The sequence below is a fragment of the Thermodesulfobacteriota bacterium genome (assembly GCA_035559815.1).
Taxonomy (GTDB): Bacteria; Desulfobacterota_D; UBA1144; order Nemesobacterales; family CSP1-2; genus DATMAT01.
The window spans coordinates 1-22,767 of record DATMAT010000037.1 but is presented as its reverse complement, the minus strand read 5'-3'; the positions used below and the strand labels follow the sequence as shown (position 1 = coordinate 22,767).

At 48.5% G+C, this 22,767-nt stretch carries 17 protein-coding genes; 13 read left to right on the top strand and 4 right to left on the bottom strand.

The genetic code is table 11. The features are described from left to right. Positions 1–135 precede the first annotated feature (135 nt). The 4 genes from VNN20_10365 (at position 136) to VNN20_10350 (ending at position 5,704) form a co-directional block, all read left to right on the top strand. Positions 136–1,581: an RtcB family protein gene (locus VNN20_10365; GenBank protein ID HWP92584.1), complete on the top strand. Its 1,446-nt coding sequence runs from the start codon at positions 136–138 to the stop codon at positions 1,579–1,581. A gap of 172 nt (positions 1,582–1,753) precedes the next feature. Continuing rightward, positions 1,754–3,037, top strand: coding sequence for a serine--tRNA ligase (gene serS / locus VNN20_10360; protein ID HWP92583.1), 1,284 nt, complete (start codon positions 1,754–1,756; stop codon positions 3,035–3,037). Positions 3,038–3,049: 12 nt separating this feature from the next. Then, positions 3,050–3,841, top strand: coding sequence for an inositol monophosphatase family protein (locus VNN20_10355; GenBank protein HWP92582.1), 792 nt, complete (start codon positions 3,050–3,052; stop codon positions 3,839–3,841). A gap of 717 nt (positions 3,842–4,558) precedes the next feature. Then, the gene (locus tag VNN20_10350; protein ID HWP92581.1) at positions 4,559–5,704 is read left to right on the top strand and encodes a geranylgeranyl reductase family protein; all 1,146 of its coding nucleotides are present in this window, start codon (positions 4,559–4,561) and stop codon (positions 5,702–5,704) included. A 25-nt stretch (positions 5,705–5,729) separates the two neighbouring features. Here the strand turns inward: VNN20_10350 and VNN20_10345 are convergent, their stop codons facing one another. Continuing rightward, positions 5,730–8,480: a PAS domain S-box protein gene (locus VNN20_10345; GenBank protein ID HWP92580.1), complete on the bottom strand. Its 2,751-nt coding sequence runs from the start codon at positions 8,478–8,480 to the stop codon at positions 5,730–5,732. 331 nt (positions 8,481–8,811) lie between these two features. Between VNN20_10345 and VNN20_10340 the strand changes: the two genes are divergently transcribed. From VNN20_10340 to VNN20_10305, 8 genes are all read left to right on the top strand, one after another. Then, a complete protein-coding gene (locus tag VNN20_10340; GenBank protein ID HWP92579.1) occupies positions 8,812–9,423 on the top strand; it encodes an ACP phosphodiesterase in 612 nt (203 codons plus the stop codon). After that, the gene (locus tag VNN20_10335) at positions 9,416–10,048 is read left to right on the top strand and encodes a hypothetical protein (GenBank protein HWP92578.1); all 633 of its coding nucleotides are present in this window, start codon (positions 9,416–9,418) and stop codon (positions 10,046–10,048) included. Before VNN20_10340 ends, VNN20_10335 begins: the two co-directional genes overlap by 8 nt. Before the next feature lie 478 nt (positions 10,049–10,526). Continuing rightward, on the top strand, positions 10,527–11,135 hold the full coding sequence (locus tag VNN20_10330; GenBank protein ID HWP92577.1) for an SGNH/GDSL hydrolase family protein: 609 nt from the start codon (positions 10,527–10,529) through the stop codon (positions 11,133–11,135). A gap of 97 nt (positions 11,136–11,232) precedes the next feature. Further along, the gene (locus tag VNN20_10325) at positions 11,233–11,715 is read left to right on the top strand and encodes a YajQ family cyclic di-GMP-binding protein (protein ID HWP92576.1); all 483 of its coding nucleotides are present in this window, start codon (positions 11,233–11,235) and stop codon (positions 11,713–11,715) included. Between the two features lie 116 nt (positions 11,716–11,831). Next, on the top strand, positions 11,832–12,677 hold the full coding sequence (locus tag VNN20_10320; protein HWP92575.1) for a MoxR family ATPase: 846 nt from the start codon (positions 11,832–11,834) through the stop codon (positions 12,675–12,677). A gap of 150 nt (positions 12,678–12,827) precedes the next feature. Beyond that, positions 12,828–14,030, top strand: coding sequence for a VWA domain-containing protein (locus VNN20_10315; GenBank protein ID HWP92574.1), 1,203 nt, complete (start codon positions 12,828–12,830; stop codon positions 14,028–14,030). Positions 14,031–14,443: 413 nt separating this feature from the next. Next, entirely contained in the window at positions 14,444–14,698 is a 255-nt protein-coding gene (locus VNN20_10310; protein HWP92573.1) for a GIY-YIG nuclease family protein, read from the top strand. A gap of 297 nt (positions 14,699–14,995) precedes the next feature. Next, complete coding sequence (locus VNN20_10305) at positions 14,996–17,608, top strand: M1 family metallopeptidase (protein HWP92572.1); 2,613 nt, start codon at positions 14,996–14,998, stop codon at positions 17,606–17,608. Between the two features lie 199 nt (positions 17,609–17,807). Here VNN20_10305 and VNN20_10300 read toward each other — a convergent pair whose 3' ends face one another. From VNN20_10300 to VNN20_10290, 3 genes are all read right to left on the bottom strand, one after another. Beyond that, positions 17,808–18,374 (bottom strand): hypothetical protein, encoded by a 567-nt coding sequence (locus VNN20_10300; protein ID HWP92571.1) that lies wholly within the window; start codon positions 18,372–18,374, stop codon positions 17,808–17,810. Between the two features lie 257 nt (positions 18,375–18,631). Further along, the gene (locus VNN20_10295) at positions 18,632–19,528 is read right to left on the bottom strand and encodes an LLM class F420-dependent oxidoreductase (GenBank protein ID HWP92570.1); all 897 of its coding nucleotides are present in this window, start codon (positions 19,526–19,528) and stop codon (positions 18,632–18,634) included. 558 nt (positions 19,529–20,086) lie between these two features. Further along, positions 20,087–21,760: an FAD-dependent monooxygenase gene (locus VNN20_10290; protein ID HWP92569.1), complete on the bottom strand. Its 1,674-nt coding sequence runs from the start codon at positions 21,758–21,760 to the stop codon at positions 20,087–20,089. Positions 21,761–22,574: 814 nt separating this feature from the next. On the opposite strand from VNN20_10290, the gene VNN20_10285 reads away from it, so the two are divergent. Continuing rightward, on the top strand, positions 22,575–22,767 hold a 193-nt coding region (locus VNN20_10285), incomplete at its 3' end, for a SemiSWEET family transporter (GenBank protein HWP92568.1).

The window sequence follows — 22,767 nt, the reverse complement described above, 5'->3', positions numbered from 1 at the left end:
AATGAAAATAGAGTGGATGCAAGATGCATGTAGAAACTTAATGTATCGCGCATCATGAATCATACATTGTCTTATTAGTGTAGATTCGTGTAAATTTGTGGCTAAAAACTAACCTAACAGTGGGGTGATGAGGCAATGACGGAAGAAATAAAGCTTGAAAAGATACATGATTATCTCTGGGAGATCCCCAAGAGCGGCGGGATGCGCGTGCCGGGAAGGGTTTACGCCAGCGAAGAGATGCTGAAGGTAATCCGGCAGGACAAATCATTAGAGCAGGTCGTTAACGTCGCCCATCTTCCCGGAATTCAAAAGTACTCCATCGCCATGCCCGATATCCATTGGGGATATGGATTCCCGATCGGCGGAATCGCCGCAGTGGATATAGAGGAAGGGGTAATCTCTCCCGGAGGGGTCGGTTATGACATCAACTGCGGCGTCAGACTCATGAGAACCAATCTGGTCGAGGAGGAGGTAAGGCCTAAGCTCAGGGAGCTGGTGACCGAGCTCTTTCACCGCATACCATCCGGAGTAGGCATTGGCGGGAAGATTAAGCTCTCCCAAAAAGACTATAAGGAGATTATCAGAAAAGGTGCGAACTGGGCAATCGAACAGGGATGGGGAGAAAAAGAGGACCTGAATAGAATCGAGGACCACGGGACATTTCCCGGTGGAGACCTGGAAGCGATAAGCAATAAGGCGCTGGAGAGAGGAAAGGACGAAATTGGGACGCTCGGCTCGGGCAATCATTTTCTGGAGGTGGATATCGTCGACCAAATATACAACCCGGCCATGGCCGATGCGTTTGGACTTTTCAAAGACCAGGTATGCGTCCTCATTCACTGCGGGTCGAGGGGATTCGGCCATCAAATTTGCACCGATTACATAGACAAGATGCTCTCATACATGAGGAGGGAAGGAATCAATCTTCCGGACAAGCAGCTTGCCTGCGCGCATATAAAGTCGAAGGAAGGGCAGGACTACCTTTCTGCCTTCGCCGCTGCCGTCAACTACGCCTGGACAAACAGACAGATCATCATGAACTTCTGCAGAGAGGCCTTTTACCGGGTGTTTCAGATAGGACCGAAGGACCTAGGGGGACAACTGGTTTACGACGTCAGCCATAATATCGCCAAGTTCGAGGAGCATAAGGTAAACGGAAAAACGAAAAAGGTATGCGTTCACCGGAAGGGAGCTACCAGGGCTCTCCCCAAGGGGCATCCGTTAATACCGGAAATCTATAAAGATGTTGGACAGCCGGTCTTCATCCCGGGGGACATGGGTAGGTTTTCCTTCGTCCTCGTAGGAACTGAGGCCACTCTCGACGAGACTTTCGGCTCTTGCTGCCATGGGGCAGGAAGGATGCTTTCCAGAAACAAAGCGCTCAAGATGGGAAAAGGCAGAAATCTTTTTGCCGAGCTTGAGGAGAAAGGTATTATTGTGATGGCCCGGGGAAAGAAAACGGTGGCCGAAGAAATGCCTGAAGCCTACAAGGAGGCAGAGGACGTGTGCGATATAGTGCACAATGCCGGAATTGCCAAGAAGGTGGCGCGGTTGAGGCCGATAGGGGTTATAAAGGGATAACTGCAGAAATCCGCCACGAATGAACACAGATAAACATGAATGAAAATTTCCAGATGCAAGACTTCGTCGTGAGCTCAGTCGAACGATACATGATGCAGGATGCATGCAAAAGCTCTCATGTATCATGAACCGTGCATAATGCATACTTTATTCAGAGAGAGCTAAGAAACACATGCTTGACCCAAAGTTTGTGAGAGAAAACCTAGACTACGTGAAAGAAAGGCTGGAGGAGCGCGGAGCCAGGATAGACTTTGACCAGTTTCTAGAGTTGGAAGAAAAAAGAAGGAAGATCATACAACAGGTGGAGGAGCTTGAGCATAAGAGGAATGCGGGCTCGAAGAGGGTAGGCGAGCTAAAAAGGCAGAGAAAAGACCGGGAAGCGGAAGAACTGCAAGTCGAGCTCAAGGCACTCTCGGATAAAATTAAAGTACTCGGTGAGACCAGAAGCCGGGTCGAGGAGGAGTTTAGGGAGTTTCTTCTGGGGGTTCCAAACATACCCCATTTATCCGTCCCCTCCGGGCGAAGTTCGGCCGATAATCAGGAGATAAAACGATGGGGAAACCCCCGGCAGTTTGATTTCCAGGTCAAAGACCATGTAGATATTGGACAGAAGCTGGATATTCTCGACCTGGAGAGGGCGGCCAAGATTACCGGAGCCAGGTTTGCGCTTTATAAAGGTCTGGGGGCCAGGCTGGAAAGGGCGCTCGCCAATTTTATGCTCGACCTTCACGTAAACGACCACGGCTACACCGAGGTGCTTCCTCCTTTCATGGCTAATAGATTCAGTTTTATCGGGACGGGCAACCTTCCCAAGTTTGAGCAGGAGTTGTTCAGGGTGGAAGAAACCGATTATTTCCTTGTTCCCACGGCGGAGGTGCCGGTGACGAATATACACCGGGACGAAATATTAAGCGAAGAAGAGCTCACCAAGAAATACGTAGCCTACACCCCTTGCTTCCGGAAGGAAGCCGGCTCTTACGGAAAGGACGTGCGGGGCATTATTAGACAGCATCAGTTTAATAAAGTGGAGCTGGTGAAATTTGCCACCCCGGAAAGCTCATACGAAGAGCTAGAATCTCTAACCGGCGACGCCGCCCGGGTGCTCGAACTCCTTGAACTCCCTTATCGAATCGTAGTGTTGTGTACCGGCGATATGGGGTTTGCCTCCGCCAAGACTTACGACATAGAGGTATGGGTTCCAAGCGAAAATACCTACCGGGAGATTTCTTCCTGCAGCAATTTTGAAGACTTTCAGGCTAGGAGGGCGAACATCAGATACCGCCCGAAGGACGGGGGCAAGCCCAGATTGGTTCACACGCTTAACGGCTCGGGGCTGGCGGTGGGAAGAACAGTCTTAGCGATATTAGAGAATTATCAAGAAGAAGACGGCTCAGTAACCATACCCAGGGTTCTCTCTCCTTATATGGGAGGTGTTGAGAAAATCTCTTCTGCTTAAGATCATCCAAGCATGGAAGAATACAAGGAATACGCCCTTGATTTAGCAAAAAGAGCGGGCTCCATTTTGCTCGGAGGATTCAAATCATCCAAACCTATTGATGACCGCTCGGTTGACCTAAGAAAGCTAGTTACCAAATACGATTTAGAGTCGGAGAAGATTATAATCGGCGGAATCAGGAGAAAATATCCGCGCCACAATATCCTCTCGGAAGAGGCCGGTCTGGTAAACAAAGGGTCAGCCTATACCTGGATTATCGACCCACTCGATGGGACCGGGAATTTCACCAGGAAGAATCCATTTTTTAGCATCTCTATAGCCCTTTCATATCAACATGAGATTGTTTTGGGGATCGTGTATGCACCTCACCTGGATGAGATGTATACGGCGGAACGGGGAAAGGGGGCTTTATTGAACGGCACACCGATCTCGGTCTCCAAGGCCGGGAGTCTAGACAAATCTTCCATTGTTTCCTGCGAGGGCTCCGACCGGAGTATCTTGAGAAGCGCAAGGCTTTATCACGGCATTAGACCCTTAGTCATGGACATGAGAAAGCTGGGCTCGGCTGCGATCGAGTCGGCTTGGGTGGCATGCGGAAGGGCAGAAGCCTACGTCGCCACGAAGATCAATCCATGGGACGTGGCCGCCGGAATAATCTTGGTAGAAGAAGCGGGGGGCAAGGTGACCGATTTTAAGGGAAGGAGATGGAACCTCAAAAAATCAGACCTGATCCTTAGCAACGGGCTGATACATGAACGGTTGCTGGGAAAAATAAATACGGCACTAAAAAGGGGAACTCATTAACCACCACGACACGAAGACACAAAGTAGAATACAAATCACAAAATAGAAGCACCAAACCTGTAGTGAGCCTGACGAACCTATCACAAACGAATCACAAATACTAAAACAATAAGGTTTGGAATTTAGAATTTTGTAATTGTTTGAATTTTGTGATTTGGTTATTTACATACTTGTCCAAAATAAGAGATTGCTTTGCTATCGCTCGCAATAACACCTCACAATAAAATCTCTTCACCTTGAGCGGAGACGAAGGGTGAGTGTCGAAGGGTTCATGGTTCGACGGAGTTTATCCTGAGTTTATCGAAGGGCTCACCATGAAGAGGTGAGTAACCTCTCTGCAAAATTCCTTCACCCTGAGCGGAGTCGAAGGGTGAGTCTCCAGGCGTATTTTATGCTGAGCAAGTCCCTCGACTTCGCTCAGTATAAACTACGACGAAGGGTAAGTAGGATTAAAAAGCTATTTCAACAATAGGATTAGGATGGCACTTGCATAGCTGACATAGAAGGGAATGACTCAATTTTAAAAAGGCGTTTTTATTTACCTGAAGGCCTTGTTTTACTAGTTTGAACCTCTGTTTTCTAATTATTTTGGACAGCAGTTGTATGTTTGGAATTTGGAATTTTAGATTTGCTTGAAATTTTTTGTTTGAGATTTGTTATCTGCTTTATTCTCCTTTTGGCTTCGCAAAATCATTGTGGCAAACTAACACCACATAGATGAATAGCTCTCGCACCATGTACGACGTAATTATCGTAGGCTCGGGGCCTGCCGGAGGGATGTGCGCCTACGAGCTATCGAATAGGGGCTTAAATGTGCTTCTCCTGGAGAAGGAGAAGCTTCCCCGATACAAGGTCTGCGCCGGTGGTTTGACCAAAAAAGCAGTTGAGCTTCTGTCCTTCGAGCTTGGGGATGTTTGTGAAAATCACACCCATGTGGTTCACCTGACGCTCAAGCACAAGCGGGGTTTTTCCAAAGCTACCTCCTTTCCCATAGTCACTATGGTGATGAGGGACGGGTTCGATAATTTGCTCATCCGGAAGTCCGCGGAAAAGGGAGCCCGTATTCAAGAGCAAACGAGAGTTACTTCCGTTGAGGAATTTGCCGACCATGTCCTGGTCAAGACGGATAAGGGAAATTTACGCTCAAAGGTGGTTGTGGGAGCAGACGGGGTTAACAGCCTGGTAGCACGCTCCTTAGGACTCCGCAAAAAAGCAAAGCTGGGAGTCGCCGTCGAGGGGGAGATGTTTCCTAACCCTGATTTATCCGACCTGACTAAATACGACCGGTCGCTTCATCTCGATTTCAACGTCATTCCCAAGGGGTATGGCTGGATATTCCCCAAAAAAGACCATCTCTCGGTCGGGGTTTTCACTACACTTCCCCGGATGAAGGACATTAAAAAGTATTTTTATCTATATCTCGCCGACAAGGGACTCAGCAAAGACTATTCATGCCGTTCCCTGATTGGGCATCAGATTCCTCTGGGCGGAAGAAACGAGATTCTGAATACGGAAAGGGGACTGCTCGTCGGAGACGCCGCCGGCCTGGCCGACCCGATAACCGGGGAGGGCATTTACTTTGCCCTGAGAAGCGGCCAGATAGCGGCGGAGGTGATAGAGACAAGCTTAGCCGGGTTTTCTTTTAACCTGGACGAATACACCGAAAAAATAAGGGATGAAATTCTCGAAGATTTTAGGTATGCCGGTTATCTGGCTAAGCTGCTCTACAATCTCAGCTTCATATCCTACAACCTGGCCAGGTGGTTAGACATAGTGAACGAAGGTTTTATAAAAGTGGTATCAGGGGAGTATTCCTACCGGGAAGCGATCAAGAGATTGTCTGGAAAGATGTTCATGGTTTGAGGGTAGACGGTCTTGTGCTTTGCCGCTATCTAGTTTCATAAACCACGGGCAACTCGATGAAGAAGGTTGCTCCTTCTCCTTCCTTGCTGTGGGCGTAAATTTCTCCGCCGTGCTCTTTTATGATCCCGTAAGACACGGAAAGCCCAAGGCCGGTCCCTTTGCCCACCGGTTTCGTGGTGAAGAAGGGATCGAATATCTTCTTTAGATGTTTCTCGGTGATGCCGGGGCCATTGTCGTGAAACGAGAGCTCTATCACGCTGCCTACGTCGGTGTTGATGCGGCTTTGTCCGTTTTTCACCCTACTCTCGATTATGAGTTGTTTTTTCCCGGCGTTTTCGGACATGGCCTGCTCTGCGTTGATTATCAGGTTTAAGAACACCTGCTGGAGCTGGTTTGGGTCTGCCATAGTGCCGGGCAGGTCTGGGTCAAATCTCTTCACCACCTCGATATTATTCTTTCTGAGGTCGTACTCGGTAAGACTCAAGGTCTTCTCCATGATTTCGTTGATAGAGGTGAACTGTTTCTCTGGGCTATGCCCCCGGGCGAATGAAAGGAGGTTCTGGATCACCTTCCGTGCCCTGTTCGCCTCGTTGTAAATCACGTCGATTGATTTCCTTAGCTGTGGGTCGAGGTTTTCCTCTCCCAGAATCATCTCGGAATAGCCCATCACCACTGCCAGCGGGTTATTAACTTCATGGGTGACCCCGGCGATCAGTTCGCCCACGGCGGCCAGTTTTGCCGACTGTATGAGTTGTTCCTGTAGGTTCTTTCTTTCGGTGATGTCGAATATGATTGCCGTGAGAATCTGGCGCCCGCCTATTCTGCAGGCAGAAAGGGAGACCTCGATCGGGAATTCCTCCCCGCTCTTTTTTAGCCCGGCTATCTCCATGGTTTTTCCCAAGAGGTTGGAGACGTCGGTCCCGAGAAAGTTCTCTAGTCCGATCTTGTAAAAGTCCTTATACCTTTCCGGGGTAAGGATGTTGAATTCTTTGTTCTCTATCTCTTCCTTTGTGTAACCAAAAAGTTCTACTGCCGAAGGGTTGAAGAGTACGATTTTACCCTCTTCGTCTATGGCGATAATTGCGGTCTTGGCGGTTTCGACGAGCGTCCTGTACCGCTCCTCGGACTCCTTAAGCGCCTGCTCCAGCCTCTTTCTCAACGTAATTTCTTCTACCACCGATACTATCCCTATCTGCTTTCCGTCCTTATCCTTGACCACCGATGTTTTTTCGTAGACCGGAAAAACCTCCCCGTTTTTTCTCATCCCCAGCCTTTCCCCTTCCCATCCCACTATGAGGATGGCCTCGTAAATCTTCTTGCTGACGCCGGATGGGTCGTCGAAGGGGTATAGAATACTGCTTTGTTTCCCCATGAGTTCTTCGAGCTCGTACCCGAATACCCTCTTATGAACGGGATTTATGTAGATGATATTTCTGTTCATGTCGGTTATGGTCACCGCGGAGTTTAAGCTTCTTACCGCCGCCGCCAGCCTTAGTATTTCTTTATCCGCTTTTCTCCGGTCGGTAATATCCCTCCCGATTATCTGGACAGCCGGTTTTCCCTCATATTCGGTTAAAACGCCGTTTACGTCCAGGACTACTTCCTCCCCATTCTTGTTCACCAGTACGACTTCGTAATTGGGGACTTCCTCTCCTTTTGCTTTCTTTTTGAGGTTCTCCATGAAAAGGTCTTTGTATCCGGGGGCGATGATGTCTACGATGTTGAAGCTGTGAAGCTCCTCCGGCTTATACGAGAGCAGGTGGGAAGCCTTTCTGTTCGCATACTTGACCCGGTGGTTCTGGATTATGAAGACTAGGTCGGGGGAATTTTCCACCAGCACCCGGTACTTTTGCTCCGACTCCTTGAGCTTCTCGGATTTCCACCTGGTGTATTCGTACAGCTTGGCGTTTTCTATGGCGATGGATGCGGTTCGAGCCAGCCCTTCCAATAGTTGGGCATCGTCGTCCGGGCCGAAATCGGCAATTTTCTTGTTACAAACCTCTATCACACCCAAGAATTCATTTTTCCTCCCGACTATGGGTACACAGACATAGGAATTAGCCCAGGGTAGGGGTTGAAAGAAAATGTCTAAACCTTCCTTGGCGCCGGGTTCATCGGAGACATAGATATTTTTATCTTTCCAGAACTCTTGGAAATTATCCATCTCTACATTCCCGGAATCGGATATGTCCTGCCAGTTCTTTCCATCCCAAAATTCCCGCATTATCACCTTATCATTCCCAAAGAGGGCGATAGCGCCGCATTCGCATCCGGTAAGAGCTAGCGCCCTTTTTACCAGTTGGCGAAGGAGCTGTTTCATGTCGAGCTGGGAGTTTATATCCTCGGTCGCGCTCAAGAGGGATTCAACCTGAGCCAGTCTTCTAATACTTTGGAGTTTTAGTTTTTGCGTCTCCAGGGCCTTGGAAATGAGCACCCTTACATATTCAAAGTTGATGGGCTTCTCCAGAATGTCATAGGCACCATCGGCTATGGCTTGGATTGCGAAATCGTCTGGGGTGCCCGGTTCGGTAAATAAAATAACTTCCGTATCGGGAGACGTGGACTTAATCTGTTTCAACACCTCTATGCCGACGTTATCGGGCAGGGAAACGTCCACTAAAACAATGTGAAAGAACCTTCTGGTAACGCTTTCAACCACATCGTGCGCTGTCTCGGCTATACTGAAATTAAGGTCTTGCCCCTTGAGATTCTGGACCAGCCCGCTGGCCAAGTCACCATCGCTAAACCCTAATAAAACTAATGGGTTTGTTTTCAAGCTTTACCTTCCTCCATCTGAAATTATAAACCAATATGGAAGATTTAACCATGTAGCGCCGGTAATGCTTATAATCGGGTAAAAACGGCCAGAAGTGGTTAAGAACAGGCTTTCCGTATAATCTTGATAGATCATCTGAGGTTAATTGTCCCTTCTCCGCTAGCTTGAATTTTAGGATTAATCCTATATCCTGAGTTAATCTAAAATCCTAAAGGAGTTGGGAAAAACCTCCGCCCCCGATAACCTCTTGGAGTTCTTAGTATATCGGTTTCCCCAGAGTTATTAATCATTATAAAAGGAGTGGCGGGGGGTAGCAATAAAAGAATAAATCATGAACTACCTGGCTCATCTATACCTGGCTGAGGACTCTGCCGACTCCATTATGGGAAATCTTCTTGGGGATTTTGTCAAAGGTCGCCTAGACGACCAGTACGGAGAAGAGATAGTCAAGGGTATAACTACCCATAGGAAGGTGGATTCTTTCACCGATTCTCATGAGTTGATTTTGTCGAGCAAAAGATTAATCAGCGCCGAGAGAAGAAGGTTCTCCGGTATCATAGTGGACCTGGGCTTCGACCATTTCTTGGCCAGGAACTGGTCTGAGTACTCGAGCGTGGATTTAGGGGTTTTTACCAAGAAAATATACGACCTGTTGAACGACCATGAAAATCTCCTTCCGGACGGGCTTAAATCTGTGGTTCACAGGATGGCCGAGGAAGATTGGCTCGGTTCGTATAAAGAGGTAGAAGGCGTTGGTAAGGCGCTTGACCGGATTGCCCGGCGGTTCAAAAGAGAGAACAATCTAACCGGTGCGGTAGAGGAGCTGGTGAAGAACTATAAAAAGTTAGAAGAGAATTTCAGGGCGTTTTTCCCCCAGTTAACTTCTTATGTGCATAACTACCGGAAAAACTACCCTATAGCCCATATCCCTAAGAATGCCTGAAACAAAAACGGTGAATCTGACTGGGGTGCTGATTGGAGTCTTAGCCTGGTTTTCGCTTGCTGTTGTCCTGGGAGCATATGGGTTCCTGGCTCTATTCCCGCCGCCGTTTCCCCAAGGTGTTCTTTTCGGTCTGGTTATAACCCTGCTTTTTCTATTCTGGAAATATCGACCTTTTCATGAGTGGATTTTGCGCTTAGATGTAAGGGCGCTGGTATTCATCCATTTAACACGTTTGGTTGGGATCTATTTCTTAGTCCTATATTCTCGTGGCCAGCTTCCCTATGCGTTTGCCGTACCGGGAGGATGGGGCGACATCACGGTGGCTGTCACCGCTCTTTTGGTAGCTATTTTCTTATCAACAGACCGGAAGGCGAGCCGGCTGGTCCTCTTCCTCTGGAACTTACTCGGCTTACTTGATATTCTTTTCGTTGTTGCCACGGCTACACGGTTGGCCTTGGCCTCCCCGGGGTCTATGATAGCGATTACCAGGCTACCACTCAGCCTTTTGCCCACTTTTCTTGTTCCTATAATTATCTTCTCTCATATCGTAATATTCGTCCGTCTGTACAAGAGTCGGAGTGGGGGTGCGGAACCCTCTCATTTTTCGAGGGTCGATGGTTTATAATTTATTCGATTCAAATCAGGGTGGTGTGTACTGCTCGGATGATTTTACTTCCCAACAATCCGACTATTAGTGGAAAACGTATATATAAGTAAAGCATCCTTGAAATAAAGCGTAAATGAATTCTCCTAGTTGCATAGGGTATATAATTAGTTGATTAATTTGGTCAAAGACCGGGGGTTATTTCCCGGAGGGTTTTCCAATTTATTGTACTTAGGTATCCAGGGATTACCAGGGTGAAAACCTCGGCCAATGATTGCAGCAATGGGTCTTTGTTTCTTACCGAAGTTAAAAAGGTATCTGGAGATAGAGCGCAGGGGTTTCGAGCAGTGCCTGAAATCCTTCGCTCCTTTATTTAACAATGCTGCGAATCATCCTCTTTTTTATCTCTCTACTACTCTCTTTTACCCCGGCCTTTCATCAGAGTTTGTTGGGCCAATGCTCGACGAAGGACTGCCAGCCTGTTCGGGAAAAGACTAAGATGCTGAAAATCCTTTCTCTCGGAGATTCTTATACCGTTGGTCAGGGGGTAGAGCGGTCGGAAAGCTGGCCGATGCAGCTCGCCTTACGGCTACAGGGTAGAAACCTCCCGGTCGATACGCCTTTAATCATCGCCGCTACCAGTTGGACCACTTCGGACCTGATGGAGGTAATCGCCAGGTCGGATATAGGGAAAGAATACGATATCGTTACCTTGTTAATCGGGGTTAATGACCAGTTTCAGGGTTATAGTGAGTACATGTATGCCTATGGTTTTGATAAACTTCTCACCGGGGCTATTGCCTTCGCCGGCGGAAGGCCGGGGAGGGTGATCGTGGTGTCGATTCCCGATTACAGCGTTACTAAATTCGGCAAAAAACACGGTTCGAATAGTACCGTGCCGGAAATCAACCGTTTTAATGAGATAAACAAAAAAATCTCGATGGAGAAGGGCGTGAATTATGTCGACATTACCGAGGTTTCCCGGAGGGCTGCCCAGGATTCAAGCCTGGTAGCGTCTGACGGTTTACATCCATCTGCCCGGATGTATGAGGAATGGGTGGAATTGATCACTCCGGTGGCGTTGAGCGCATTGCATAGGGAAAAATAAAGGATCGGGTTCTTATCTGAGTGTGTAATCTTAATTTCACAGGAATCTTAAGTTAAACTACAAAGGATTAAGTCCTGAAGAAGAAAGGAGCAGATAATTGCCTTCATTCGATGTTGTCTCCGAGGTAAATATCCATGAGGTGACCAATGCGGTCGACCAAGCTAACCGGGAGGTGGCCAATCGGTTCGATTTTAAGGGCAGCAATGCCCGGTACGAGCTTAACGAATATGTTGTGACACTCTCGGCGGAGAATGATTTTCAGTTGAGACAGATGCTCGATATCTTGCGGACTAAACTGAGCAAGCGAGGTGTGGATATTGCCTGCCTGCTCGAAGGGAAACCGGAGATATCCGGCAACCGAGCCCGTCAGAGCGTAACCCTTCGCCACGGAATAGAAGCCGATTTGGCCAGACGGATGGTCAGGATGATCAAGGATACAAAGTTAAAGGTTCAGGCCTCTATCCAAGATGAAAAGGTGCGCGTAACCGGGAAGAAGAAGGATGAGCTTCAGGAGGTAATAGCCCTATTGCGGAATTCCAACTTCGGCTTGCCGCTTCAGTTTGTTAATTTCCGTGATTGAGACCAGTGCGGTAGTTTGCTTGAGAGCACTGGCTAGCGTATAATCCAGGGGATTTCTGATTTCACTGTCTCATAAATCGACCATGGGATGGAATTTTAAATAAGGGGTTTATCGCGATGAGATTTCAAGGCACCGACAGTTACATAGCCACCAGGGATTTGGAAATCGCCGTGAACGCTTCCGTAGCTTTACAGAAGCCGCTTTTGGTAAAGGGTGAGCCAGGCACCGGTAAGACGATGCTTGCATTCGAGGTGGCCAAGGCGCTTCAAAAAAGAATCATTACCTGGCATATAAAATCTACCACCACCGCCCAGCAGGGACTCTACGAATACGATGCGGTGGCCAGGCTTAGGGACTCCCAGTTGGGCGATGAAAGGGTGAACGACATCGCCAATTACGTGAAGAAAGGAAAGCTCTGGGAGGCTTTCGAGTCCGACGAGCAGGTGGTACTGCTCATAGATGAGATCGATAAGGCGGATATCGAATTCCCCAACGACCTCCTTCTCGAACTGGATAAGATGGAGTTTTATTGCTACGAGTTAAGGAAGACCATAGAGGCGAAGCATCGTCCTATTGTCATCATCACCTCCAATAACGAGAAAGAGCTTCCCGACGCCTTTTTGAGGAGATGCTTTTTCCATTACATCAGCTTCCCGGACAGGGAAACTATGCAGGCCATCGTCAACGTGCACTATCCCAACCTGGAGAGCAAGTTGATACAAAATGCTATGGACGTGTTTTACGAGCTGAGAGAGATCAAGGGTGTAAAGAAAAAGCCCTCTACCAGCGAGCTTTTGGACTGGATAAAGCTATTGATCCTGGGCAAGATAACGGTTCATGAATTAAGTTCTGTCGACCTGACCAAGACCATTCCTCCTTACGCCGGCGCCCTGCTCAAGGATGAGCAGGACCATGAGCTTCTCAAGCGTATCCAGCAGCAGTACAGGAGACAGTATAGGTAAAACTCTTTAGCCACTGAGGCACGAAGGGAGTGGTTAACGAGTTTGCTGGTTATCGTGTTCACGGGTTTATTTTTAAACCAGTTAACCCGTAACACGGTAAACTGTAAACAGTTTTATCTTAGTGTCTTTGTGGTTTAAATAGGAAAAGAAATGTTCTTAGATTTCTTTCTTTTACTCAAGAATGACGGCCTACCGGTAACATTCAAAGAGTACCTCACCTTACTCGAGGCTCTGGATAGGGACGTGGTTGCTTACAACGTGGATGATTTTTACTATCTCTCCCGTTCCACCCTGGTCAAACACGAGCAGTTCTTGGACCGTTTTGACCGGATTTTCGGCCGGTACTTCAGGGATATAGAGACGATCGATGCCGAGGAATTTTTTAAGATTCCGGAGGAATGGCTCCGGAAAAGCATGCAGAATGCATTGACCGATGAAGAAAAAGAGATGATCAAGGCCCTGGGCGGGCTGGATAAGTTGCTAGACCGCCTGAGGGTGCTGATGAGGGAGCAGAAGAGAAAACACGAAGGAGGCAATAAGTGGATAGGCACGGGAGGCACGTCTCCATTTGGGGCTTACGGGTACAATCCCGAGGGCATCCGCATCGGACAGGATGAGAGCAGGAACAGAAGGGCGGTAAAGGTGTGGGACCGGCGCGAGTTCCGGAATCTTGATGACAGCGTCGAGCTCGACACCAGAAACATGAAGATGGCGTTGAGAAGGCTTCGAGTGCTTACCAGAGAAGGCGTCGACGAAGAGGTAGATCTGGACGAGACAATCAGGAAAACGTCCAAGAGCGCCGGAATGCTGGAGCTGGAGATGATACCGGCGAAGAAGAATAACGTGAAGGTTTTGCTTTTTCTCGACGTGGGCGGCTCTATGGATGACCACATCGAAATTTGCGCCCGGTTATTCTCCGCCGCCAAATACGAATTCAAGCATCTAGAGTATTTCTATTTTCATAATTGCATATACGAAAAGGTCTGGAAGGATAACGCCAGAAGGTGGGATGAATCCATTCCCACATTCGAGGTGCTTCACAAATACAACAGCGACTACAAGGTAATCGTAGTGGGCGATGCGTCCATGTCCCCTTATGAGCTTCTATACCAGAACGGAAGTGTAGAACACAACAACGACGAGCCCGGTTTCGTCTGGCTGGAACGGCTCAAGAACCAATACCCGGACATAGTATGGCTGAACCCGGTGCCGGAGGAGGATTGGATTTACGTCGAAACCGTTCAGATGCTGAAGAAGTTCATGGACGACCGAATGTTCCCGTTAACCCTTTCCGGCATTTCAAGGGCCATAAAGGCTCTTAAAAATAGAAAGCTGAAGTCGGAGGGGAATTGATAAAGCTTTACTATCACTCGAACTCGCGCCGTGTAGGAACATCCTACAATTCCCCGATCTTCCTTGTCATTCCCGTGAAAACGGGAATCCACCCATCTGTCATTCTCACGCAAGTGGGAATCTAGTTTTTTTCAAAAGATGGATCCCCGATTAATACACTCGGGGATGACATGTGGAGAGGACCTCCGATTGATCCCCAGTCTAGCTGGGGGATGGGGACGACAGAAAGTATAGACACCAGATAAATGCGAGAGGCAATGACAACAGTAAGTCGATCCTCAAACAAAGTTGCTATTTCCTCGAACTACATGTCATTACTGCGATCTCTTCGGTCATTCCCGCGGAAGCGGGAATCCAGTTTTTTACTACTGCCTGTTTAATTCGCAAATCATAAATTACATGTGGAAAATGGCATGTACTTTGTTTACATAATGACCAACAAAAAGAACGGCATGTTGTATATAGGGGCTACTAATGATTTAGGTAGAAGAGTCTACGAACACGAAAATGACATGACTGAAGGTTTTACAAAGAAATACGGTTTGCATAGACTCGTCTATTTTGAACAAATGGAGGATGTTTATAGTGCTATCCAGAGAGAGAAGAGATTGAAAAAATGGAACCGTCGTTGGAAGGTCGAACTGATAGAGAAGACGAATCCGGAATAGAAGGATCTATATGAAGAGTTGGTTAAATGATTATGGATCCCCGATTAATGCACTCAGGAATGACAGTAAGGAGTGGCTGCCCGATTTATCCCACGGTTAAACAGGGGGATGGGGATGACAGGTTAAAGATTGTCATTCCCGCGGAGCATGTCCTCGACCGTGATCGGGGAGCGGGAATCCAATTCATTTCCGAACTTGTCCACCTTCCCCATTAATGCTATTCTTTGATACGCTTCAACGAAGAACCTTATTGTAATTTCTGAATTACTCCAATCCAAAGAAAGAGAGGAAGCACAAATGATTAAAACGGAAAAAAAGAGGAATCCGATTCTTTTGCCCGACGTTGTCGAGCCGGTACATTACCGGCTTGAATTCAAGATAGACCTGGACAACTTTACATTTCACGGGAAGGAGGATGTGAGCATTACTATCAAAGGGCCCAGTTCCAGAATCACCCTTCATGCGGTCGACCTGGAAATTAAGAAAGCCTGGTTGATGGCCGGCGGACAGGTTATTGAGGCCGGGAAAATCACCGCAGACAAAAAGAAGGAAACGGTCACGTTTGATTTCGGTAAAAAAATACAGGGCGGAGCAAACCTGAACATAGAGTTCGAGGGGAAGCTCAACGACAAGATGCACGGCTTCTACCGTACTTCCTACAATCTGAACGGCGTTAAAAAATATGGCGCTGCCACCCAGTTCGAAGCAACCGATGCGCGCCGGGCGTTTCCATGCTGGGACGAACCGGCGAGGAAGGCGGAGTTCACCGTTTCGCTGGTTGTACCCGAGCATTTGACCGCCCTCTCCAATATGCCGGTGGTCGGTGAGGAGCCGATGGGTTCCGGCTTCAAACGGGTTACCTACGACACCACCCCCATCATGTCCACCTACCTCCTGGCATTCGTCGTTGCCGACCTTGAGTCGATCGAGTCCACGGATAGAAACGGTGTGCCGGTCAGGGTGTGGACTACCCCGGGTAAGAAAGAGCAGGGCCGATTCTCCCTCGATTGTGCACTCCATACGCTTCCCTATTTTTCCGAATGGTTTGGCATCCCCTATGCGCTTCCCAAGCTGGATATGGTCTCGCTTCCGGATTTTGCCGCCGGGGCCATGGAGAACTGGGGGCTTATAACCTACCGTGAGACGGCGATGCTGGTTGACCCGGTAAATTCCGCGGTCACTGCCAAGCAGCGCGTAGCTGAAGTCGTGGACCATGAGCTTGCCCACCAGTGGTTTGGCAACCTGGTGACTATGCAATGGTGGGACGACCTCTGGCTAAACGAGGGTTTCGCCTCTTACATGGGCCCTAAGGCCGTAGACTGCCAGTTTCCGGACTGGAATGTTTGGACGCAGTACGTTGCCGACGATTTCCTCATCGCCCTACACAAGGACAGTCTGAAAAATACCCACCCGGTGGAGGTCCCGGTCAGGAACCCCTACGAGATCAGCGAGCTATTCGATGCTATAACGTACAGGAAGGGTTCGGTGGTAAACCGCATGATCGAGCATTATCTGGGGGAAGAGGATTTCAGAAGGGGGCTCAATACCTATCTCAACCGCCATTCCTACAACAACGCCAAGACCGAGGACCTGTGGCAGGCGCTCGAAGAGGTCTCCGGAAAACCGGTTAGGGCGATCATGGCCAGCTACACAAAACAGCCCGGCTATCCGGTCGTACTCGTGAAAAGTGAAAAGCGCGGGGATGAGCAGGTGCTCAGCCTGGAGCAGAAGCGGTTCATCGTCGACGGCTCCAAAGATAGGGAAAACCTAACCTGGAAAATACCGGTAGGGGTTTTAACCTCGAATTCGGGGGACCCGGTATTCACATATATGGAAGGTCAAAGAATGGATTTCCCGCTCGGAGCCGGGGCTGATGGGTGGGTCAAGCTAAATCCGTCGCAGAGCGGGTTCTACCGGGTGCTCTACTCACCGGACCTCCTTTCAAAGCTCATCGGTGCAGTCGAATCAGGAGAGCTAGGTACGGTTGACCGACTGGGATTTCTGGATGATGTCTTTGCGCTCTCCCGTGCCGGTTACACGAAAACGTCCCAGGCGCTCAGCGTGTTAAGCGCCTACCGCAACGAAACTGACTTCAGTGTGTGGACGACCATATCCAAGAACCTGAGATATCTCAGCATCCTTCTCGCCGAGGAAGCCTGGAAGGACGCATTCAACATCTTTGCCCGGGAGCTTTTCCGGCATATCGCCCATTCAAAGGGGTGGGACAAATCGCCCGGGGACAGCCATCTTGACGTGATGTTGAGGTCGCTTGCGCTGAGAAATCTCGGCGGCTATGGGGACGAGGCCACGATCGGAGAGGCCAGGAACCGCTTCGAGAGCTATATCACCGGAGGCAGCCTGGACCCCGACCTGAAGTCTCCAGTTTATTCACTGGTTGCGGAAAACGGCGGCCAGGAGGAACTGGAAAAGCTGCTTAATCTTTATGACCGGACAGACCTCCATGAGGAGAAGAACAGAATTTTAGCGGCAATCGGGAACTTCCAGGCTGAAGAAATTCTGAGGACCGTACTGGAGTTCGCTTTCTCCGAAAAGGTACGCCCCCAGGATTTGCCCATCGCGCTCACCCACATCGGACAGAACCCCAAGGGCAGGAGCATCGCCTGGGAGTTTGTCAAAGAAAAGTGGCAGATGCTCATGGACCGTTACCATGAAGGCGGTCTTTTCCTGATTGGAAGGATTATAGAAGGTACGACCACCGCCTTTGCCACGTCCGACAAATTACGGGACGTCAACCACTTCTTCAAAACCCACAAGGTGCCGGGGGCAAAGCGCACCATAAAGCAGTCGCTCGAGACCATCAGGCTCAATATTGCCGTGCTAAAGCGCGACCGCGAGGATATAAAACAGTGGCTCATGGAGCATAGCTACGAAGCAGCCACCTGGTTCTGATTATCAGCATGAAATATTTTGCGGTTACACTTAGAGCATTCTTTGCTCGTGTAAAGCCGGAGAAGTAATCCTTACAGTAGTAGGGCCACGCTACAGCGTGCCCCTATTGTTTCTTGCGGATAAATTAGGGTATATCATCACAAGCGACCGCTACCACGTGTGTCATTCTGAGCTGCAGAGCAGCGAAGAATCTGTTAATTTAGGCCGAGATTATCACCATCAGTCCGTTATAACATGCAGGACAGGCAGTATGACTGAGTTTAGGTGGGTTTGGTTTTGGCGAGATTTTAAGAATGCCTTCCACAACCTCTGCTTCGACCCAGATGTTCTTGTCGATATTTACCTTTTTACACCAACTGCATATGGAAATAGTTTCATCGGTTCTCTCTAACTTGTAGTCGAGCAGGGAGACATATTCCCTCTCCAGCTGTTTTATAAGATGGCTGATAATCGTTATATGGTCCTTTGAGGAAGGCTGGCATTCAACATACATGTACCGGCGATAATCCGGGGAATCACATCTAAGAGGCACGGTTACTTTTTTATTTTTATTTCTTACCTTTTCAAAAATTAGCTGGTAGAGAAGTATTGTCTCGAATGCGGAAATAAACTTGAATATGTGTTTGTTAAGCACCTGGTCACGAGTTAGGAAGCCAGCATCGTTTTCGGAGGCAAAACTTAGCCACTCGTCGTCTACGTAGTTTATCCGGTTATGATTATCAATCTGTAAGACAAAAGTACGTGAACCCTCTTCCGGCGCGGCCATCGAGATATTTTACAATTAATACTTAGCGGTGACCAGAGATTGAAGGTCATCTTGCTGTCATTTTGGACAAGATGATGACAGAAATTAGGCTCCTCAAGCTTATTCCTTTTTAGGGAACGCATACCTGTCCTGAGCTCAGTCGAAGGAGAAACCTTACACTAAGCTCAGGGTGAATGGATACAAACATAATATTTAAGCAATATAAGGTGAATATCATAGTAAACCGATCTACCAAGCACAAGTGTGCGTAAATAACTCTATAAACCCGCCACCTCCGGGATCACTTCACGGCCGATAATTTCAATTGGGGTGATTTCATGGCAGTTGGGCATGCTGAAAATAAAATGCTCAATACCGATGTCCGCCAGCTCGCGGCACACGGCAATAAGGTCGGATACAGACATACCGCCGCTTCCCAGGTTGACCATGCCCAGGGCAGTGCGCTCAATCTGGTCATAAGGGCGGCCGACATCGTCACAATGGCGCTTCAACACATCCAGCCTTCTGGCCACCTCGTCTTTGCTGGCAAAAGGATGAGCGTAGAGATTACAGGCATCGGCATATTGAGCGACCAGCCGGAGTGTTTTCTTCTCACCCCAGCCACCGACCAGGATAGGCGGGTGGGGTTTTGAAAGCGGCAATGGATTGTTTATCGGCTCGGCCAGTTGGTAGTGTTTTCCCTTATATGGTTTGACCTCGCCTGACCACATTTGCTTGGCAATCTGGAGCGTTTCTTCGAGACGCTCAAGACGCTCCTTCAGCGGTGGAAAAGGAAAGCCCAACCCTACCGCCTCGCGTTCATACCAGCCGGCTCCTATGCCCAGGTAAGCACGCCCGCCCGACAGTACGTCCAGGTTTGAGACGATCTTTATCAGATGGCCGGGATGACGGTAGATGACGCCGGTTACCATAGTGCCCAGACGGGCGCGATTGGTGAACGGAGTTAGATAACTGAGTGTGGTGTAACCTTCCAGCATGGGGTCCTGGGGTGATAAGCCGTATTGCGCCATATCTAGTTGAAAGAAGTGGTCCATGGCCCAGATGCTGGCAAAACCGGCTTCATCGGCCGCTTTTCCTATCTCGGCCAGCTTCTTGCCCATGTTCTCCGGGCTGCCCGGCCAGTCAAACTGCACAATCTGTAATCCAACCTTCATGATATACCTCCTTATTCAATGTGCACCCGTTTTATTATTAAGAAAATTATTTGTATTTGTTTTTCCCTGCTCCAGGAAACGGCTACTCTAATTATCATTATCTACTATTGGTATTTTCCTTAATTTGACGGCGGAGGCAAACAGCAGGGCTTTCTTTGTGTTCCATTATCATTGCAAGCATCCAAGGGATTAGAGGTAGGAGCACGCTGCAGCGTGCCCCTACGACTTCCAGCAGAAACTTTCGGGATTGCAAAAGAGAGAAGCAATCTGGCCCATGTGTCGTAGGGGCGAACCCCGTGTTCGCCCTCAATTTGACCAGTCCCTATATTATCTGTGCGCAGTTTGCACCAGATGGAAATTAAAGGGATTGCCCTACAAATGATCCGATATCTCCTAATAACCTTCTGAAAAATGTAGCGGGCGGGTTTAGCCCTCATTATATCCTAGGGTAGAGACGACCCGTCGGGTCCTCTCTACAATTATGCGATACTGACCTATCGTGATCGTGTCGAATGAAGGATTCCGCTACAAATGTAATTTTACGCTGAACAGATTATTTCAGACTTTGATCAGAAATATTTTGGACAGGTATTGAATCAGGTCATCGTTTTTTGCCGGCTGGTTGCGGAATGCAATATATCCATCCGGCCGGATGAGGTATAGGCTCGCCTTAACCGCGCCGAAATCCCTGTGCATTTTAAAGTCCTTATCGATGTAAATAGAAACAAAATAGGGAGAATCATAGGGGTTTCCATTTTTGACTGTGACCAGGTGTGGGTCGATCAACCCTAAATAGTTGGAAACAATGTTCTTGGATATTTTTGTTAGCTCGTCGAGTTCCTGAGCGCTTGGTTTACCTCCGGTGAATAAAAGGAGTTTGTGGGTTGTCCCTTTGAGTAAGTCATATAGGTTGGCCTCGGTTCTCTTCTCCGCGCTAAGAATCTTATAATCGCCCACCCTTTCCCCAGCTTCCAAGAGGTGTGAAAAATCCTTGTTCCATCTGGCTATCCTATCCGGGTTCCATTTCTCGGATACAATCGGGCTTCCCTTGTAGTGAAACTCGACCTGAGCAATCGTGTTGGTCATCTTTTCCTGGACCTTACCCAGCCTGGTCACCAGTGGAAAGAACTTATTGCGGATAGCCTTGAGGACCGGGTTGTGTATGGCAATCATCCTGGTAGCCCTATCCGTGCGGCCGACGACCTCCTCGCCGATGCGGTGTCGTTCGTAGTTGTAGCTGTCGAGAATGCTCTCAGGGGATTTTCTCTTGAGCACAAGCGCCATCTTCCAGGCCAGGTTGTAGGCATCCTGGATCCCGGTATTCATTCCCTGGCCGCCGACCGGGCTATGGATGTGCGCTGCATCTCCGGCAATAAAAACCCGTCCTATGCTGTATCGGTTGACTATGCGGTGGTGTATCTTGAAATATGTCACCCAAACCGGATTGTCTATGGATTGGTATTCGAGCCTCCTCTCGTCGGCGAGACGTTTTACATCTTCGATGGTCGGCTCGCTTTGCTCGACCTCCTCACCTACATGAGGGAGCTCGAATATCAACCTTCCTCTGTCTCCTACGAACGGGAAATAGGCGATAGAACCTTTTGGATGAATAAAAAATGCCAGACGCTGCTCGGGGTATCGCCACTTTATGTCGCAGTCGGCAAGTAGCCAGTAATTGGGGTATGGGTCTCCTTTGAAATCCAGGTTGAGGAGGTGTCTGGTGGTGCTGTGAGCGCCGTCGCAGCCCACTAGGTAAGCGCAGTTAATCAGTTCTTCCCCTCCGTCTTTCAGTTTGACTCTTGCCACTACTCCTTCCTTTGACTGTTCGAATCCTATAAGCTCGGTCTCACGCTCCACTTCGATTCCGAACGAGTAGAGATGCTCTGCCAGTAATCTCTCCGTTATGCTCTGTGCCAGGATTAATACGAAGGGGTATTTGCTTTCTATGTGGGAGAGGTCGATTTCGGTAAGCTCCTTTCCCTCGTCGTAAAAATTTAGACCGTTACAGATATTCCCCTCTTTTAGGAAGCGTTCCACGATTCCCAGGTTCTCGAAAATCTCCATGGTGCGTGCGTGGATGCCGAATGCCTTTGACTTGTCGGAAGGAGCAGGGGCTTTGTCGATTATTCGCGGTTTTATGGCATGGCGGGCCAGCTCTCCGGCCATCATGAGCCCGACCGGCCCGGCACCTACAACCAGTACATCCGTATGGGAAGATTTGGGGTTAGTCATTACCTTCCTTCGTCATTCTCACAAACCTCGTACCCGCGTATGCGAGAATCCACATCACGGTTATTCATGAAGGCATTAATCAGGCATCAACCCTTTCTGTCATGCCTGGGGGTATTCATCCGGCACCTACTGTAGAGACGCATTGCAATGCGTCTCTACAAATATTTTCTAGCTTATCTGAGGACAAGTCTAATCCGCAATCCTCCTCATGGTCATGCCCGAATGTTCCCCGCTAAAGCTTGTATACGAAAGTATTAATCGGATAGCGTGCGGGGACAAGCTTAATCGGGGATTCACTCCGCATGTCATCCCCGTCCCCCGGTTTAACCGGGGGATCAATCGGATATCTTCCTTCAGTCTGTCATCCCCGAACGCATTAATCGGGGATCCATTTTTTAAAACACTGGATTCCCGCTTTCGCGGGAATGTCAGTTTTCTACTCCTCACTCACTATATTAAAACAGGAACTATAAAAGTACAAAACTCACTGGAAACTCAATGAAAAGTATGGATGACATTTGAAACAGTGCATCAACTAGAATAGATTCTTATGGCATACAATTACGAACGCCATACAACTATCATTCCGAATCCTGTCCTGAACTAACGTGAGGGAGCCAATATTGCCATTCCGAATGAATATGAGGAATCTTAAATCATAACTATGAAGTGTGCCCTAAAAACTAATTGCTAATTACTAAACGCTATTCCACTAAGATTTCTCCCTTTGGTCGAAATGACAGAACCCTCTTTTTGTCTCCGTTACCGCAGAACCGCCTTTGTCATTTACACCAGCCTCGGATTACCGATTCAAGTGCGCAGGAATTACCTGAACAAATCCACGGCAGGAATATCTCTTTTCATGATGGTTATGCTCTTCTTCGCGTTTTTGAGCTGGGTGGGGTATGGATGGGTAAAATCACCGCCTGATTGGTACATCATCGGCTTTAATGTCCCGGTAGTATGCTCGGTCTCCGTCATCTTGTGCCAGTTCTGGATTTACCGTT